14 protein-coding genes are annotated in these 16,155 nt (G+C 68.4%); 5 read left to right on the plus strand and 9 right to left on the minus strand.

The window, feature by feature from the left end; all coding sequences use genetic code 11:
* Position 1: 1 nt before the first annotated feature.
* From ACZ6CV_RS06485 to ACZ6CV_RS06505, 5 genes are all read right to left on the minus strand, one after another.
* Entirely contained in the window at positions 2-1,075 is a 1,074-nt protein-coding gene (locus tag ACZ6CV_RS06485; protein ID WP_469250293.1) for an ABC transporter ATP-binding protein, read from the minus strand.
* Positions 1,076-1,172: 97 nt separating this feature from the next.
* Positions 1,173-2,219, minus strand: coding sequence for an ABC transporter ATP-binding protein (locus ACZ6CV_RS06490; RefSeq protein ID WP_469249849.1), 1,047 nt, complete (start codon positions 2,217-2,219; stop codon positions 1,173-1,175).
* Positions 2,220-2,225: 6 nt separating this feature from the next.
* The gene (locus ACZ6CV_RS06495) at positions 2,226-3,203 is read right to left on the minus strand and encodes an ABC transporter permease (RefSeq protein WP_469249850.1); all 978 of its coding nucleotides are present in this window, start codon (positions 3,201-3,203) and stop codon (positions 2,226-2,228) included.
* Entirely contained in the window at positions 3,196-4,119 is a 924-nt protein-coding gene (locus tag ACZ6CV_RS06500; RefSeq protein ID WP_469249851.1) for an ABC transporter permease, read from the minus strand. Before ACZ6CV_RS06500 ends, ACZ6CV_RS06495 begins: the two co-directional genes overlap by 8 nt.
* A 70-nt stretch (positions 4,120-4,189) precedes the next feature.
* Positions 4,190-5,824: a peptide ABC transporter substrate-binding protein gene (locus ACZ6CV_RS06505; protein ID WP_469249852.1), complete on the minus strand. Its 1,635-nt coding sequence runs from the start codon at positions 5,822-5,824 to the stop codon at positions 4,190-4,192.
* Between the two features lie 443 nt (positions 5,825-6,267).
* Here ACZ6CV_RS06505 and ACZ6CV_RS06510 point away from each other — a divergent pair, with 443 nt between their 5' ends.
* The 5 genes from ACZ6CV_RS06510 to ACZ6CV_RS06530 all read left to right on the plus strand — a co-directional run bounded on the left by ACZ6CV_RS06510 (position 6,268) and on the right by ACZ6CV_RS06530 (position 12,329).
* Entirely contained in the window at positions 6,268-7,293 is a 1,026-nt protein-coding gene (locus tag ACZ6CV_RS06510; protein ID WP_469249853.1) for an ABC transporter permease, read from the plus strand.
* Between the two features lie 81 nt (positions 7,294-7,374).
* Positions 7,375-9,159 (plus strand): ABC transporter substrate-binding protein, encoded by a 1,785-nt coding sequence (locus ACZ6CV_RS06515; protein ID WP_469249854.1) that lies wholly within the window; start codon positions 7,375-7,377, stop codon positions 9,157-9,159.
* 90 nt (positions 9,160-9,249) lie between these two features.
* Complete coding sequence (locus ACZ6CV_RS06520; RefSeq protein WP_362364297.1) at positions 9,250-10,230, plus strand: ABC transporter permease; 981 nt, start codon at positions 9,250-9,252, stop codon at positions 10,228-10,230.
* 12 nt (positions 10,231-10,242) lie between these two features.
* Positions 10,243-11,268: an ABC transporter ATP-binding protein gene (locus ACZ6CV_RS06525; protein WP_362364295.1), complete on the plus strand. Its 1,026-nt coding sequence runs from the start codon at positions 10,243-10,245 to the stop codon at positions 11,266-11,268.
* A 26-nt stretch (positions 11,269-11,294) separates the two neighbouring features.
* Entirely contained in the window at positions 11,295-12,329 is a 1,035-nt protein-coding gene (locus ACZ6CV_RS06530; protein WP_469249855.1) for an ABC transporter ATP-binding protein, read from the plus strand.
* Positions 12,330-12,459: 130 nt separating this feature from the next.
* On the opposite strand, the gene ACZ6CV_RS06535 is transcribed toward ACZ6CV_RS06530, so the two are convergent.
* The 4 genes from ACZ6CV_RS06535 to ACZ6CV_RS06550 all read right to left on the minus strand — a co-directional run bounded on the left by ACZ6CV_RS06535 (position 12,460) and on the right by ACZ6CV_RS06550 (position 16,152).
* Positions 12,460-13,152, minus strand: a complete 693-nt coding sequence (locus tag ACZ6CV_RS06535) for a hypothetical protein (protein ID WP_469249856.1) — start codon at positions 13,150-13,152, stop codon at positions 12,460-12,462.
* Positions 13,145-13,702, minus strand: coding sequence for a SigE family RNA polymerase sigma factor (locus ACZ6CV_RS06540; protein WP_469249857.1), 558 nt, complete (start codon positions 13,700-13,702; stop codon positions 13,145-13,147). Before ACZ6CV_RS06540 ends, ACZ6CV_RS06535 begins: the two co-directional genes overlap by 8 nt.
* A gap of 229 nt (positions 13,703-13,931) precedes the next feature.
* A complete protein-coding gene (locus ACZ6CV_RS06545) occupies positions 13,932-15,104 on the minus strand; it encodes an ABC transporter ATP-binding protein (protein WP_362364281.1) in 1,173 nt (390 codons plus the stop codon).
* The gene (locus ACZ6CV_RS06550) at positions 15,097-16,152 is read right to left on the minus strand and encodes an ABC transporter ATP-binding protein (RefSeq protein WP_362364278.1); all 1,056 of its coding nucleotides are present in this window, start codon (positions 16,150-16,152) and stop codon (positions 15,097-15,099) included. The genes ACZ6CV_RS06545 and ACZ6CV_RS06550 overlap by 8 nt, the downstream gene beginning before the upstream one ends.
* Positions 16,153-16,155: the final 3 nt, after the last annotated feature.

The following is a 16,155-nucleotide window of genomic DNA, read 5'->3' on the forward strand; positions in this document are numbered from 1 at the left end:
CTCACGGCACGACCTGCTTCTCCTCGGCGAAGTGGCAGGCCGAGTCGTGCGCCGCGGGCCCGTCCTCGTAGCGGAACTCCGCGGGCACCGCGAGCGCGGGCACCTCCAGGGCGCACCGCTCCCGCGCCTTCCAGCAGCGGGTGCGGAAGCGGCAGCCCGAGGGCGGGTTGGCCGGGGACGGGACGTCGCCGGTGAGGATGATCCGCTCCCGGTGCTCGCGCGCGTCGGGGTCGGGGACCGGGACGGCGGAGAGCAGCGCCTGGGTGTAGGGGTGCGTCGGGTGCTCGTAGATCTCCTCGTCGGTGCCGATCTCGACGATCCGGCCGAGGTACATCACCCCGACCCGGTCGGAGATGTGCCGGACGATCGACAGGTCGTGCGCGATGAAGAGGTAGGAGAGGTCGAACTCGTCCTGGAGCTTCTCCATCAGGTTGATGACCTGGGCCTGGACGGAGACGTCGAGCGCGGAGACCGGTTCGTCGGCGACGATGATCTCGGGGCGCAGCGCCAGACCGCGGGCGATGCCGATGCGCTGGCGCTGGCCGCCGGAGAACTGGTGCGGGTAGCGGTTGATGTACTCGGGGTTGAGCCCCACCACGTCCAGGAGTTCCTGGACCTTCTGGCGGCGCGAACCCTTGGGGGCCACCTCGGGGTGGATCTCGTACGGCTCGCCGATGATGTCGCCCACGGTCATCCGGGGGTTCAGGGACGTGTAGGGGTCCTGGAACACCATCTGGATGTTGCGGCGCACCGCCTTGAGGGCCCGCCCGGACAGCTTGCTGATGTCCTCGCCCTTGTAGCGGATCTCGCCGGCGGTCGGCCGCTCCAGGTTGACGAGCATCTTCGCGACCGTGGACTTGCCGCAGCCGGACTCCCCCACGATGCCGAGCGTCTCGCCCTGTTCCAGGTCGAAGTCGACGCCGTCCACGGCCTTGACCGCGCCGACCTGCTTGCGGATGACGATGCCCTGGGTGAGCGGGTAGTGCTTGACCAGGCCGCGGACCTGGAGGATCGGCTCGCGCCCGGACTCCGAGCCGTGCGCGGCGAAGTCCATCTCGCCGCGGGCCTTGTCCATCAGCTGCCGCGCGGTCTCGCCCTCGTCCTCCAGGTCCTTCCTGCTGATGTGCTCTTTCCTGCCGACGTGCTCCTTCTTGCCGACGTGCGCGCCGCCGTCACCGTCCCGCATCGAGCGTCTCCTTCCAGAAGTGGCAGGCGCTCCTGCGTTCGGCGACGAGCCCCTCGTACGTCACCCTCGCGAGCGGTGGATCGTCGGTCACGCAGATGTCCTGGGCCATCGGGCAGCGGGGGTGGAAGGGGCAGCCGGGCGGGATGTTCATGAGGTTCGGCGGCAGGCCCTTGATCGCGTAGAGGTCCCGGCCCTTCTGGTCCAGGCGGGGGATCGACCGGAGCAGCCCGAGCGTGTACGGGTGGGCGGGCGCCCGGTAGATCTCGTGGACGGGGGCCCGCTCGACGATGCGGCCCGCGTACATGACGGCGATGGTGTCGGCGACGTCCGCGACCACGCCCAGGTCGTGGGTGATGAGGATCAGGCCCATGTGCATCTCGCGCTGCAACTCCGCGAGCAGGTCCATCACCTGGGCCTGGACGGTCACGTCGAGGGCGGTGGTCGGCTCGTCGGCGATGATCAGCGAGGGTTCGAGCGCCATCGCCATGGCGATCATGATGCGCTGGCGCATGCCGCCGCTGAACTGGTGCGGGTACTGCCCGACGCGCTCCTTGGCCGCGGGGATGCGCACCCGGTCCATCAGCTCGACGGCCTTGGTCCGCGCGTCCTTCCTCGACAGGCCCTGGTGGACGACGAACATCTCGCCGAGCTGGTCGCCGACGCTGAGCACCGGGTTCAGCGAGGAGAGCGCGTCCTGGAAGATCATCGCCATGCCGGCGCCGCGGACCTTGCGCCGCTCGTCCTCCTTCAGCTTCAGCAGGTCCTGGCCGCGGAAGAGGATCTCGCCCTTGGTGATCTTTCCGGGCGGGGTGTCGAGGATGCCCATGACGGCCTGGGCGGTCACGGACTTGCCGGAGCCGGACTCGCCGAGCACGGCGAGCGTCTCGCCCGCGGCGACGCTGTAGTCCACGCCGTTGACGGCCTTGGCGACCCCGTCCCGGGTGCGGAACTCCACGTGCAGGTCGCGCACGTCGAGCAGCTTGGCCGCCTGCGGCTCCCCGGGGGCGGGTGCCTTCGATGCCACGGTTGCCATGGGCGCCTACCTCAGCTTCGGGTCGAGGGCGTCGCGCACCGCGTCGCCGAGCATGATGAACGCGAGCACGGTGATCGCGAGCGCCCCGGCGGGCCAGAGCAGCATGTGCGGGGCGTTGCGGATGTACTGGGAGGCGGCCGAGATGTCGATGCCCCAGCTGACGGTCGGCGGCTTCAGGCCGACGCCGAGGTAGGAGAGGGTCGCCTCCAGGGCGATGTACGTGCCGAGCGCGATGGTGGCGACCACGATGACCGGGGCGACGGCGTTCGGGGTGATGTGGCGCAGCAGCATCCGGGAGTTGGAGGCGCCGAGGGCCCGCGCCGCCTGCACGTAGTCGTTCTGTTTGGCGGTGATGACGGAGCCGCGCGCGATGCGGGAGATCTGCGGCCAGCCGAGCAGCACCATGAAGCCGACCACCGGCCAGACCGTGGAGCTGGTGACCACCGACAGGAGCACCAGGCCGCCGAGGACGACGGGGATGGCGAAGAAGATGTCGGTGATGCGGGAGAGGATCGCGTCCCAGGTCCCGCCGAAGAACCCGGCGAGCCCGCCGAGCACGCTGCCGATGAGCGCGACGCCGACGGTGGCGCAGACGCCGACGGTGACCGAGACCCGGGTGCCGTAGACGACCCGGGTGTAGACGTCGCAGCCCTGCTCGTTGAAGCCGAAGGGGTGGCCGGGGGCCGAGCTCTTCTGCGCGTTGGCGAGGTCGCAGTCCAGCGGGTTGCGGGAGGCGATGAGCGAGGGCCACAGGGAGATGACGACGAGGAAGAGGATGATCAGGCCCGAGACGATGAAGACCGGGTTGTGCCGCAGGTCCCGCCAGGCGTCCGACCACAGGCTGCGGGCCGGCGCCGAGGGGCCGCCGCCCTCGGGCCCGCCCGGCGTCCTCTCCAGCGTCGTCGCCTCGCTGGTGGCGAGGTCCATCGCGCCGCCCATGCCGGTCGCGGCGATCGCGCGCTCGGGCTGCTGAGGTTCAGGCATAGCGGATCCTCGGGTCGAGTACGGCGTACAGGAGGTCGACGATGAGGTTGGCCGCCAGGAAGACCAGGACGAGGACGGTCACGAAGCCGACGACGGTCTGGGTGCTCTGGCGGAGGATCCCCTGGTAGAGCTGGAAGCCGACGCCGTGGATGTTGAAGATCCGCTCGGTGACGATCGCGCCGCCCATCAGCGCACCCACGTCGGTGCCGATGAAGGTGACCACCGGGATGAGCGAGTTGCGCAGCAGGTGCCGGATGACGACGCGGCGCCGGGGCAGGCCCTTGGCGACGGCGGTGCGGACGTAGTCGGCGCGCCGGTTCTCCGCGATGGAGGTGCGGGTCAGCCGGGTCACGTACGCCAGCGAGACCGAGGCCAGGACGAGCCCGGGGATGAGGAGTTCGTTGAAGGGGGCCTCGCTGGAGACGGAGGGTTTGATGGTGCCCCACTGGACGCCGAGAAGCAGTTGCAGGACGAGGCCGGTGACGAAGGTGGGGATGGAGATCACCACGAGGGTGAGCAGCAGCACCACGGTGTCGACGGGACGCCCGCGCCGCAGCCCCGTGAGCACGCCGAGCGAGATGCCGATGACGATCTCGAAGACGATGGCGACGAGGGTGAGCCGGATGGTGACGGGGAAGGCCGCCGACATCAGCTCGGTGACCTTCTGGCCGTTGAAGGCGGTGCCGAAGTCGCCGGTGAAGACGTTGCCCATGTACGTCAGGTATTGCTGCCACACCGGCTTGTCGAGGCCGAACTCCTTCTTCAGCTGGGCGGCCGTGGCGGGGTCGCACTTGCGGTCGCCGCACAGGCCCGCGACGGGGTCGCCCATCACGTTCACCATCAGGAAGATCAGCAGCGTGGCGCCGAAGAAGACCGGGATCATCTGCAGCAGACGCCGGATCACATAACGTCCCATGGGGGCTCCGGAAATCGGGGGGAGCGGCCGCCGGCGCCCCGGTGAGGGCCGAACGACCGCTCCCGGCGTCTCAGTTGACCTTGATCTCGTTGTAGACGGGCACGCTGAACTGGTTCAACGAGACGTCGGAGACCTTGTCGGAGTAGCCGGCGCTGCCGTTCTGGTACCAGAGCGGGATGGCGGGCATCTTCTGGGCGAGGATCTTCTCGGCGTCCTGGAACTTCGAGACGGCCTTGCCGGTGTCGGTCTCGGCGTTGGCCTCGTTGACGAGCTTGTCGAACGTGTCGTCGGAGAACTTGCCGTCGTTGGACGGGGCGTCGGTGAAGTAGACCGGCTCCAGGAAGTTCTGGATCAGCGGGTAGTCCATCTGCCAGCCGGCCCGCCAGGCCCCGTCGAGCTCCTGCTTGGAGGCCTTGCTGCGGAAGTCCGCGAAGGTGCCGACCGGGCTGGCGACGCAGGCCTTGTCCTTGCCGAGCGCCTTGTTGATGGAGTTGCAGACCGCGTCGACCCACTCCTTGTGCGAGCCGGTGTCCGCGTTGTACGAGATCTTCAGGGTGCCGCCGGGGATGCCGCCGCCGTCCTCGACCATCTTCTTGGCCTTCGCGGCGTCGTACTCGCAGGCGTCCCCGCAGAGCCCGTCCTGGTAGCCGCCGTCCTTGCCGAGCACCGGCGAGGTCCAGTCGGTGGCGGGGGTCCGGGTCTTCTGGAAGATCGTCTCGGTGATCTGCTTGCGGTTGATCGCCATGGACAGGCCCTGGCGGACCTTCTCCATGCCCGGCTTGGTCCACTTGCTGTCGTAGAAGGGGAAGGCCAGGGTCTGGATGATGCCGGCGGGGGTGTTGATGTAGCGGTCGCCGAGGTCGTTCTTGGCGTTCTTGAGCTGCGAGGCGGGGACGTCGTCGACGAGGTCGAGGTTGCCGGCCATCAGGTCGGTGTAGGCGGTGTTGTTGTCGGTGTAGACCTTCATGTCCACACCGCCGTTCTTCGCCTTGTCCGGGCCGGGGTACTTGTCCCACTTGCGCAGGGACATCTTCGAGCCCTTGGTGTACGAGTCCACGGTGTACGGGCCGTTGCCGACGGGCTTGGAGAGCCAGGCGTCGTGGTGGTCGTAGAACGCCTTGGGCAGCGGCGCGAAGGCCGGGTAGCCGAGGGTGTCGGGCCAGGTGGAGAACTTCTGGCTGAGCTTGACGGTGAAGGTCGCGTCGTCGACGACCTTGAGCCCGGAGAGGGTCTTCGCGCTCGGCTCGCCCTTCTCGGGGTGGACCTTGTCGTAGCCGTCGATGTAGCCGAAGAAGTAGGCGTTCTTCTGGTTGTTCTTCAGGTTCGCGCCGTAGTTCCAGGCGTCCACGAAGGACTTGGCGGTGATCTTCTCGCCGTCGCTGAACGTCCAGTCCTTCTTGATCTTGACCGTGAAGTTCTGCGCGTCCTTGGTGTCGATGGACTCGGCGATCATGTTCTTGGCCTCGCCGGTCTTCGGGTCGTACCGCTTGAGACCCCGGAAGAGCATGTCGAGGATCTTGCCGCCCTGGACCTCGTTGGTGTTGGCCGGCTCCAGCGGGTTCTGCGGGTCGCCCCAGGAGGAGCTCACGATGCCGGTGCCGTCGCCGCCACCGCCGCCGCCGCTCCCCCCGCCACCACAGGCCGTCGCCGCGAGGGCGACCGCCACCGCGCATGCGGCCCACTTGGCGTGCGTGGCTCCACGCATGGAGTCCTCCAGTCCCGTGCTGTTCCTGCCGTCCCGGCCTTCTTGCTGCTCCTGCCGGCCCCGGCCTTCCGCGCCGACGGCCACCGCGGCGGCCGACACACTTACCGCCAAATATCGCCGCAAGCGACATGAACCGCACATTTACCCCACCCGTATGCGTCCGAGCCCATCCGGATGTACGCATTCCGAGACGTTCGCGCCCGCATATCGGACTCATTGCCCGGCTTGCCGGAGAGCACCCCACCTTGTCCATCACGCTTGATTACGCGAAGGCAATGTCATGCCCATGTTTTCCTCAAGTCTTGCTCAAGGATCCCAAGAGCGACCCAAAGCGCCTGACGATTCATTGACCGCGTAGGAAACGCCTTGCGAAAGTCGCGGCTAGCCCCGTAGGTGCTGGTTGTCCTGCGGATTCCTGATGACCCCTCCGGGCCTGGAGCGCCATGACCTCGCCAACTCCCGCCGCTGCCGCCACGCTTGAAGTGACGGACAAGATCGACGGCATTCCTCCTTCGCCCAAGGACCAGGGCAGCAAGGGCCGTTCGCCGGGGCGGCTCGCCTGGACACGGTTCAAGCGGGACAAGTCCGGCGTGATCGCGGCGGGTGTCGTGATCTTCTTCTTCGTGGTGGCGCTGTGTGCGCCGTTGATCTCGAAGATCTACGGGAAGAACCCGTACGACACCTACGGGCTCGACCAGCCGGGGCTGCTCAACGACTTCAACTACCCGGTCAAGCCCAACGGCGGTATCGACGGGGACTTCTGGTTCGGCGTCGAGCCGGTGCTCGGCCGGGACGTCTTCTCCTTCCTTCTCTACGGGATCCGCAACTCCCTGTTGATCGCCGCGGCGACCACGCTTCTCGTGGTGCTGCTCGGGATCACGATCGGCATCACGGCCGGGTACATCGGCGGCAAGACGGACTACCTCATCGGGCGGGTCATCGACATCCTGCTCGCGTTTCCGTCCACGCTGTTCTACATCGCCTTCTTCCCGGTGATGATCTCGATCCTGGTGAGTCCCGAGGACAAGATCCCGCAGTGGCTGACCATCACCAGCCTCATCACCGTGATGACCGCCTTCGGCTGGGCGCCGATGGCACGTCTGCTGCGCGGCGAGGTACTCGCCCTGCGCGAACGGGAGTTCGTGGAGGCGGCCAGGGTTACGGGGGCCTCTCCCACCCGCATCATCTTCAAGGAACTCCTCCCGAACCTGTGGACGCCGATCCTGATCCAGGCCACTCTCGCGCTCCCCATGTTCGTGACCGCCGAAGCGGGACTCGCCTTCCTCGGCGTCGGGCTGGAAGAACCCACGCCGGACTGGGGAGTGATGATCCAGAACGGCTCGAAGTACTACCAGGACGACATCACCTTCATGGTCTTCCCCGGTCTCGCCATGGTGGTCTTCGTGGTCGCCTTCAACCTCCTCGGCGACTCGGTGCGCGACGCGCTGGACCCGAAAACCAGACGCTGACACTCCCCGGAACCGGCACGCGCGACGGGGCCGTGCCGGGCCATTCCTCGCTCTTCTCTTTCACACAGGGTTGGTAGCCACATGGCAATCTCACGCAGAAATCTGCTCATCTCGACGTCCGTGGCGGCGGGCGGCTCACTCGTCCTTTCGGCGTGCAGCAGTGGCGACTCGGGCGGGGACGGGGGCGGCTCGCACGGCGGCGCCACGGAGTACACGAACGCCAGCGTGAAGGTGGGCACCGAGAAGGACTCCACCGGTCCCGCCCCCGGCGTCCCCGGCGCCAAGAAGGGCGGCACGATCTACGGCGTCGCCGAGGACGACGTGTCGCACATGGACCCGCAGCGCATCTACTTCGCGTACAACTCCTCGATCGCCAATCTCTACGCGCGCTGCCTCACCGGCTACCAGACCGACATGGAGGGTCACCAGATCCTCGTCGGCGACCTCGCCACCGACACCGGCAAGTCCTCGAACGGCAACAAGACCTGGACCTTCACCCTGAAGGACGGTCTGAAGTGGCAGGACGGCAGCGAGCTCACCGTCGACGACGTCCGGCACGGCTTCGAGCGCGGCTGGGCCCCGTTCGTCACCGAGGGCGCCATATACGTTCAGCAGGCGCTGACCGGCAAGGGCGCCAAGTGGCGTGACGGGTACGACGGTCCGTACAAGGGCAAGCACCTGGACTCGATCGTCACCGACAAGGCGAAGAAGACGATCACCTTCCACCTGAAGGAACCGCGCCCGGAGTTCAACTTCACGCTGGCGATGCACACGTACGCCGCCACGCCCGTGAAGCACGACACCAAGGAGAAGTACGACAAGGCACCCTTCTCCTGCGGCCCGTACATCGTCAAGCACCGCACCATCGACAAGTCGATGACGCTGGCGCGCAACAAGCACTGGGACGCGAAGACCGACCCGATCCGCAACGCCTACCCGGACAACTTCGAGTTCGAGTTCGGGCCGACCGGCCCCGAGTCCTGCGACCGCTTCATCGCGGACCAGGGCAAGGACCAGCAGATGGTCGCCATCTACGAGCCGATCCCGGCCGAGCGCATGCAGAAGGTGCTCTCGACGCCCGACATCAAGAAGCGCAGCTTCAACGGCCTGTCGTCCGGCACCTACTACTTCGCCATCAACATGAAGCGGGTCACCGACGTCGAGGTGCGCAAGGCGCTCCTCATCGCCTGGCCGCTGGAGCAGAGCCGCAAGATCTATGGCGGCACCACCGCGGGCGATTACGCCACGACGATCCTCAGCCCCGACATCGTCGGCCGCGAGAAGTTCGACCTCTACGGCAAGCTGGACAAGCCGGAGGGCGACGTCAAGCGGGCCCACGAGATCCTGAAGAAGGCCGGCAAGCTCGGCACGAAGATCGTGTACGCCTTCCCGCGGCGCCCCACCTACGACAAGACCAAGATCGTCATCGAGAAGAACCTGAAGGCCGCGGGCTTCGAGCCGGTGATCAAGCCGCTCAACTCCACGGACTTCTACGACCAGGCACAGCGCCTGGACAACCGCTTCGACGTGATGTGGTTCGGCTGGTCCCCGGACTGGCCGACCGCCTACACCATGATGCAGCCGCTGCTCGACGGCAGCGCCATCGGTGACGGCCAGAACAACGTGTCGCAGTGCGATGTCCCCTGGATCAACGAGGCGATCAAGAAGAACGCGGTCATCTCGGACCCGGAGGAGGCCGGCAAGGCCTGGGCCGCTCTCGACAAGCGGGTCATGAAGGAAGTAGTGCCGATCATCCCGGAGACCTACCAGCGCCGCTGGTACCTGCACGGCTCCAAGGTCGGCGGCGCCATCCACGACCCGCAGTTCGCCGCGACGCTGCTCCACAAGACGTACGTCAAGGGCTGACGACCGCTCCTGGGGCGGGCCCCCTCCGCGGGGTCCGCCCCGGCCCTCACCTTCCTCACGGCATCCGTCAGGTCAGGAACCCCAACTGCCATGCTCCGCTTCCTCATTCGCCGCATCCTCGGCGGCGCGGTGATCCTGCTGATCATCAGCGCGATCGTCTTCCTCCTCTTCTACGCCGCCCCGCGTGATCCCGCGCGCCTGGCCTGCGGCAAGGTCTGCCCGCCCGACACGCTGGCGCTGGTGAAGCACAACCTGGGGATCGCCGACCCGCTTCCCGTGCAGTACTGGCACTGGTTCGAGGGTCTGTTCGTCGGCCGCGACTACGACAGCTACGGCTTCTGCGACGCGCCCTGCCTCGGCTACTCGTTCCGCAACCGCGAGCCCGTCCTCGCCACCATCCTCGACCGCTTCCCGACCACCGTCTCCCTGTCGCTGGGCGCCGCGGTCGTGTTCGTCGTCTTCGGTGTGGGCACCGGCATGCTGGCCGCCATCAAGCAGGGCAAGGCCGTCGACAAGATCGCGTCCTCCGCGTCGCTCATCGCCTCCTCGATGCAGATCTACGTCGTCGGCGTCTTCGCCGTGTATCTCCTGACCGACCAGATGCACCTGCTCGACCGGCCCACGTACACGCCGATCACCGAGAATCCCGCGCAGTGGTTCTCCGGACTCCTGATCCCCTGGCTCGTGCTCGCACTCATCTTCACCGCGAACTACACGCGCATGGCCCGTTCGCAGCTGGTCGAGACCATGAACGAGGATTACGTCCGCACGGCCCGGGCCAAGGGCCTCTCGCGCCAGACGGTCTTCTTCCGCTTCGCCTGGCGCGGCGCGATGGGTCCGATCGTCACGATCTTCGGCCTCGACCTCGGCGTGCTCCTCGGCGGCGCGATCATCACCGAGAAGACCTTCGCCCTGCACGGCATCGGTGAGCTGTCGGTGAAGGCGGTCGACACCAGCGACCTTCCCCTGCTGCTCGGGGTGGTCCTCGTGGCCGCCGCCGCGATCGTCGTCTTCAACATCATCGTCGACGCCCTGTACGCGCTGATCGACCCGCGCGTACGCCTCGCCTAGGAGCCGGAACCCATGAGTACCCCCTTCCTCTCCGTACGCGATCTGCGCGTCCACTTCTCCACCGAGGACGGCATGGTCAAGGCCGTCGACGGCCTCGACTTCGAGCTGGAGAAGGGCAAGACCCTCGGCATCGTGGGCGAGTCCGGCTCCGGCAAGTCGGTCACCAACCTCGCCATCCTGGGCCTGCACCACAAGGACAGCACCGCCATCGACGGTGAGATCCTGCTCGACGGGCAGGAGCTGCTCACCGCCACCGAGCGCGAGCTGGAGCGGCTGCGCGGCAACAAGATGGCGATGATCTTCCAGGACGCCCTCGCCTCGCTGTCGCCGTACCACACCATCGGCCGGCAGATCGGTGAGACGTTCCGCAAGCACACCGGCGCCTCCAAGAAGGAGGCCAGGGACCGTTCGATCGAGATGCTGACGAAGGTCGGCATCCCGCAGCCGGACCTGCGCGTGGACGACTACCCGCACCAGTTCTCCGGCGGCATGCGCCAGCGCGCGATGATCGCGATGTCGCTGGTCTGCAACCCGGCGCTGCTGATCGCCGACGAGCCGACCACGGCGCTCGACGTGACGGTCCAGGCGCAGATCATGGACCTCCTGAAGGACCTGCAGCAGGAGTTCGGCACGGCGATCATCTTCATCACCCACGACCTGGGCGTGATCGCGGACATCGCGGACGACGTCCTGGTGATGTACGGCGGGCGGTGCGTGGAGCGCGGCACCAAGAAAGAGGTGCTGCGGGCGCCTCAGCACCCGTACACCTGGGGCCTGTTGGGCTCGATGCCGTCGCTCGAAGGGCCGGTCGACGTGCCGCTCTCGCCCATTCCGGGGACGCCGCCCAGCCTGCTGAACCCGCCCTCCGGGTGCCGCTTCCACCCGCGGTGCGCCTTCACCGAGCAGGTCGAGGGCGAGCGCTGCTCCGGCGAGCAGCCGCTCCTCGAACTGACCGACGGCCGGGGTGCGGCGTGTCACCTGACGGCGGAGCAGCGGGCGGAGTTCTTCGCGGACTTCGCCACGACGCGCACCGACTGACGTACAAGAGACTGGACTTGACCACTATGAGCGACAGCACTCCCCTCCTGGACGTCAGCGGGCTGACCAAGCACTTCCCGATCATGGGCGGCTTCCCGTTCAAGCGCAGGATCGGCGCCGTGCAGGCGGTGGACGGGCTCGACTTCACCGTCGCCGAGGGCGAGAGCCTGGGGCTGGTCGGCGAGTCCGGCTGCGGCAAGTCGACGACGGGCCGGCTGATCACGCGTCTCCTGGAGCCGACCGGCGGCCGGATCTCCTACCGCGGCCAGGACATCTCGCACGCCTCGCGCAAGCAGCTGGCGCCGGTCCGCTCGGAGATCCAGATGATCTTCCAGGACCCGTACGCGTCGCTGAACCCGCGGCAGACGGTGGGCAAGATCATCTCGGGGCCAATGGAGGTCAACGGCATCACCCCGGCGGGCGGCCGGGAGGCCCGGGTCCGCGAGCTCCTGGAGACCGTCGGCCTCAACCCCGAGCACTACAACCGCTTCCCGCACGAGTTCTCCGGCGGTCAGCGCCAGCGCATCGGGGTGGCCCGCGCGCTGGCCCTCGAACCGAAGCTGATCGTGGCGGACGAGCCGGTCTCCGCGCTCGACGTGTCGATCCAGGCGCAGGTGGTGAACCTGCTCCAGCAGCTGCAGAAGGACCTGGGGATCGCGTTCCTCTTCATCGCCCACGACCTGGCGGTGGTACGGCACTTCTCGCAGCGGGTCGCCGTGATGTACCTCGGCCGGATCGTGGAGATCGCCGACCGCGAGAGTCTGTACGGGAACCCGCGCCACCCCTACACGAAGGCGCTCCTGTCGGCGGTGCCCGAGGCGACGCCGGACGACGTGCCGCGCCGCGAGCGCATCCTGCTGACGGGCGACGTGCCCTCCCCCGTCAACCCGCCCTCCGGCTGCCGCTTCCGCACGCGCTGCTGGAAGGCGACGGACAAGTGCGCGACGGACACGCCGCCGCTGGTCCAGATCGACGGCAACCGCGAGGGCCACCTGACGGCATGCCACTACCCGGAGGCACCGGCGGAACTGGCGCTGCCGGCGGCACGCAAGTCCCTCTGACCGAAGCCGGCGGATGTGAGGACCGGGGCCCGGCCACCCCTCCAGGCCGGCCCCCGCTCACCGGAACCGGCCCGCCCTCCCCCTTGACCCGAGCGGGGCGGGGCCGGTTCCGGGTGGGGCGCCGGCGGGCTCAGAAACCGTCACCCCGAGAGCCCCCCGCCCCACTCCCCTCCTCCGCCTCCACCTCGACGACCGACACCCACCTGCCCCAGCGTTCGACGCTCACCCTGAGCCAGGAGGAGTCGGCGGTCCTGCCGGACCAGTAGGTGTCCGCACCGTGGCCGTGCCGTCGTAGCCCGCACTCGGCCAACGCCCGGTTCAGCAGCGCCACTTCGTCCGCGGCGACCGCGCCCTTGTCGTACTTCGTGACGCGTTGACGCGCCGTGGCGCCCCTGTCGCTGTAGTAGTCCGTGCCGTACTGGATCTGGTCGGGGGCCGTGCGCCGCGCGTACGACTTCGGGCAGCTGGTGGCCTCGCCCACCGCCGGCAGCGGCAGGTTCTCGGTGGTCTCCTCTTCGTCGCCCTGCCACCGCCACGTCGCGTGGCCCGGCATCCGCTCCGGTGGCAGCAGCCGCACCATGCCCTCCACCAGGAACGGGTTCGTCGACGGAGTCGCCGCGGGGCGTACGTCGCGGCCTCGGTCACCGTCCCCGCCCGCCGCCGTCGCCACCGCCGCTGCCCCGCCCACGGCCACCACCGCCGCGAGAGCCAGTGCGGTCCGCCGGCGTGCCGTACGCCGCCGGCCCCGCTCCCGCAGCCGGGCCCCGCTCGGCATCCGCACGGGGACCTCGTCCAGGAGTTCCTCGACCTTGACCTCAGCCATGACTGGCCACCCCCTCCGCGGCACTTGCCGCTGTCTCGGATGTCTCGGAGAGCCGCTCGCCCAGGACCTTCCTGGCCCGGCTCAGCCGGGTGCGGACGGTGCCGCTGGAGACCCCCGTCTCCCGGGCGACCTGCTCCACCGGAAGGTCGAGGAGGTGGAAGAGGACGACGGCCTGCCGCTGCTGGGGCGTCAGTTCACGCAGGGCGTCCACCAACGCCACGCGGTCGGGGGAGAGTTCCGGCACGTCGACGCAAGGGCCGTGTCGGCGGTGGGCCAGCACCCTGTTCCGCGTACGCCGCCACGTGCTGACGGCCAGCCGCGAGGCCACCGTCCGTACCCACGGCAGCGGGTCCCCCTGCGCGGTCAGCCGCTCCCACCGCTGCCAGGCCCGTACGTAGGCCTCCTGGACGGCGTCCTCCGCCTCCGCCAGGTCGCCGGTCATCGCGTACACGGTGGAGACCAGACGCTTGGCCGTGGCGGCGTAGAACGCGTCGAACTCCGCCGCTCCCCCGCCCGGGTCCCGCCCCTGGTGCTGCTGCTTCCTCGCCAACGTCCCCGCCTGCCCTCGTGAGGTGTCGCCGCGCCCCGTCGTCGTGCACGGCCTCGCTCACTACACGCCCGGCGCGGGCCGGATGTTACGGCCTGCGTGTCGGGGCTTCGGTGTCGCGGCTTCGGTGCGGAGAGCGGGGTACGCGCCGGAAAGCGTACGAAAACGCCTGTGCCCCGTGAACGCGTACGTTCACGGGGCACAGGCGTTCGTGCGCGGGTCCGCGCGAAGGTCACGCCGCGTGGACGACGTCCTTCTCCTCCGCGAAGTGGCACGCCGACTCGTGGGCCGCCGGGGTGTCCTTGCCCTTGAAGCGCTCGGGGACCGCGAGCAGCGGGGTCTCCTTCGCGCACTTGTCCTCCGCCTTCCAGCAGCGGGTGCGGAAGCGGCAGCCCGAGGGCGGGTTGGCCGGGGACGGGACGTCGCCGGTGAGGATGATCCGCTCGCGGCCCTCACGGGCCTCCGGGTCCGGGACCGGCACCGCGGAGAGCAGCGCCTGGGTGTACGGGTGCGTCGGGTGGTCGTAGATCTGCTCGTCCGAGCCGATCTCCGCCATCTTCCCGAGGTACATCACGCCCACCCGGTCCGAGATGTGCCGGACGATCGACAGGTCGTGCGCGATGAAGAGGTAGGAGAGGTTGAACTCGTCCTGGAGCTTCTCCATCAGGTTGATGACCTGGGCCTGGACGGAGACGTCCAGGGCCGAGACCGGCTCGTCGCAGATGATGATCTCGGGGTTCAGGGCCAGGCCGCGGGCGATGCCGATGCGCTGGCGCTGGCCGCCCGAGAACTGGTGCGGGTAGCGGTTGATGTACTCGGGGTTCAGACCGACGACGTCCAGGAGTTCCTGGACCTTCTGGCGGCGCGAACCCTTCGGGGCCACCTCGGGGTGGATCTCGAAGGGCTCCCCGATGATGTCGCCGACCGTCATCCGGGGGTTCAGGGACGTGTAGGGGTCCTGGAACACCATCTGGATGTTGCGGCGCACCGCCTTCAACGCCCGCCCGGACAGCTTGGTGATGTCCTGGCCCTTGTAGAAGACCTCGCCGGCCGTGGCCCGCTCCAGGGTCATCAGGAGCTTGGCGACCGTGGACTTGCCACAGCCGGACTCGCCCACGATGCCCAGCGTCTCGCCCTGGTACAGGTCGAAGGAGATGCCGTCGACCGCCTTGACCGCACCGACCTGCTTCTTGAGCAGGATCCCCTGGGTGAGCGGGAAGTGCTTGACCAGGTTGCGGACCTGAAGGATCGGCTCACCGCGCTCCACCGGCGCCTCGATGGCCGCGACGGCCTCCTCGGCGGTGGCGGCGTCGACCGTCTCGACGTCGGAGACGTTCGGGGTGGCGGCGGGCTCGTCCGTCTTCGCGACCTTGGAGAGCTTCGAAGCCTTCGTCGGCTCAGCCATGGATCGTCTCCTTCCAGAAGTGGCACGCGCTGCCGCGGCCGGGCAGCTCCGCGCCGTCCCGCTCGGTGACCTGCAGGAGCGGCGGGATCTCCGTGCGGCAGATGTCCTGCGCCTTGGGGCAGCGCGGGTTGAACGCGCAGCCGCCGGGGATCGCGAGCAGGTTGGGCGGCAACCCCTTGATCGCGTAGAGCTCGTGGCCCTTCTGGTCGAGGCGCGGGATCGAGTCGAGCAGACCCCGGGTGTACGGGTGCGCCGGGCGCTTGTAGAGCTCGTGCACCGGAGCCGTCTCGACGATCCGGCCCGCGTACATGACCGCGATCTTGTCCGCGACGTCGGCGACCACGCCGAGGTCGTGGGTGATCAGGATCAGACCCATGTTGTACTCGCGCTGCAGCTCCGCCAGCAGGTCCATGACCTGCGCCTGGACCGTCACGTCGAGCGCCGTGGTGGGCTCGTCCGCGATGATCAGGTCGGGCTCCAGGGCGAGCGCCATCGCGATCATGATGCGCTGGCGCATACCGCCGGAGAACTGGTGCGGGTAGTCGTTCACCCGCTCCTTGGCGGCCGGGATCTTCACCCGGTCCATCAGCTCGATCGCCTTGGCCTGGGCGGCCTTGCGGCCGAGGCCCTGGTGGACGCGGAACATCTCGCCCAGCTGGTAGCCGACGCTGAGCACCGGGTTCAGCGAGGAGAGCGCGTCCTGGAAGATCATCGCGATCTTGCGGCCGCGGATCTTCCTGCGCTGCTCCGCGGACATCTTGAGCATGTCCTCGCCGCGGAAGAGCACCTCGCCCTGGGGAATGCGCCCCGGGGGCATGTCGAGGATGCCCATGATGGCCTGGGCCGTCACGGACTTGCCGGACCCGGACTCGCCGAGCACCGCGAGCGTCTCGCCGGCGGACACCGTGTAGTTGACGCCGTTGACGGCCTTGGCCACGCCCTCGCGGGTGTGGAACTCGACGTGCAGGTCACGGACTTCGAGCAGCGGCCCGGTGTCGCCCGCGTCACGCGGGGCAGGGACGTCGGCCGATTTCTCAATGGTGGTCACGTA

Source organism: Streptomyces sp. NPDC041713 (assembly GCF_055591085.1).

Bases quoted from the DNA above. Each gene is read 5' to 3' on its own strand.
- ACZ6CV_RS06485 (WP_469250293.1), bottom strand. From the start codon at position 1,075: ATGGACAAGGCCCGCGGCGAGATGGACTTCGCCGCGCACGGCTCGGAG.
- ACZ6CV_RS06525 (WP_362364295.1), top strand. From the start codon at position 10,243: ATGAGTACCCCCTTCCTCTCCGTACGCGATCTGCGCGTCCACTTCTCC.
- ACZ6CV_RS06505 (WP_469249852.1), bottom strand. From the start codon at position 5,824: ATGCGTGGAGCCACGCACGCCAAGTGGGCCGCATGCGCGGTGGCGGTC.
- ACZ6CV_RS06500 (WP_469249851.1), bottom strand. From the start codon at position 4,119: ATGGGACGTTATGTGATCCGGCGTCTGCTGCAGATGATCCCGGTCTTC.
- ACZ6CV_RS06510 (WP_469249853.1), top strand. From the start codon at position 6,268: ATGACCTCGCCAACTCCCGCCGCTGCCGCCACGCTTGAAGTGACGGAC.
- ACZ6CV_RS06520 (WP_362364297.1), top strand. From the start codon at position 9,250: ATGCTCCGCTTCCTCATTCGCCGCATCCTCGGCGGCGCGGTGATCCTG.
- ACZ6CV_RS06515 (WP_469249854.1), top strand. From the start codon at position 7,375: ATGGCAATCTCACGCAGAAATCTGCTCATCTCGACGTCCGTGGCGGCG.
- ACZ6CV_RS06495 (WP_469249850.1), bottom strand. From the start codon at position 3,203: ATGCCTGAACCTCAGCAGCCCGAGCGCGCGATCGCCGCGACCGGCATG.
- ACZ6CV_RS06545 (WP_362364281.1), bottom strand. From the start codon at position 15,104: ATGGCTGAGCCGACGAAGGCTTCGAAGCTCTCCAAGGTCGCGAAGACG.
- ACZ6CV_RS06535 (WP_469249856.1), bottom strand. From the start codon at position 13,152: ATGGCTGAGGTCAAGGTCGAGGAACTCCTGGACGAGGTCCCCGTGCGG.
- ACZ6CV_RS06490 (WP_469249849.1), bottom strand. From the start codon at position 2,219: ATGGCAACCGTGGCATCGAAGGCACCCGCCCCCGGGGAGCCGCAGGCG.
- ACZ6CV_RS06530 (WP_469249855.1), top strand. From the start codon at position 11,295: ATGAGCGACAGCACTCCCCTCCTGGACGTCAGCGGGCTGACCAAGCAC.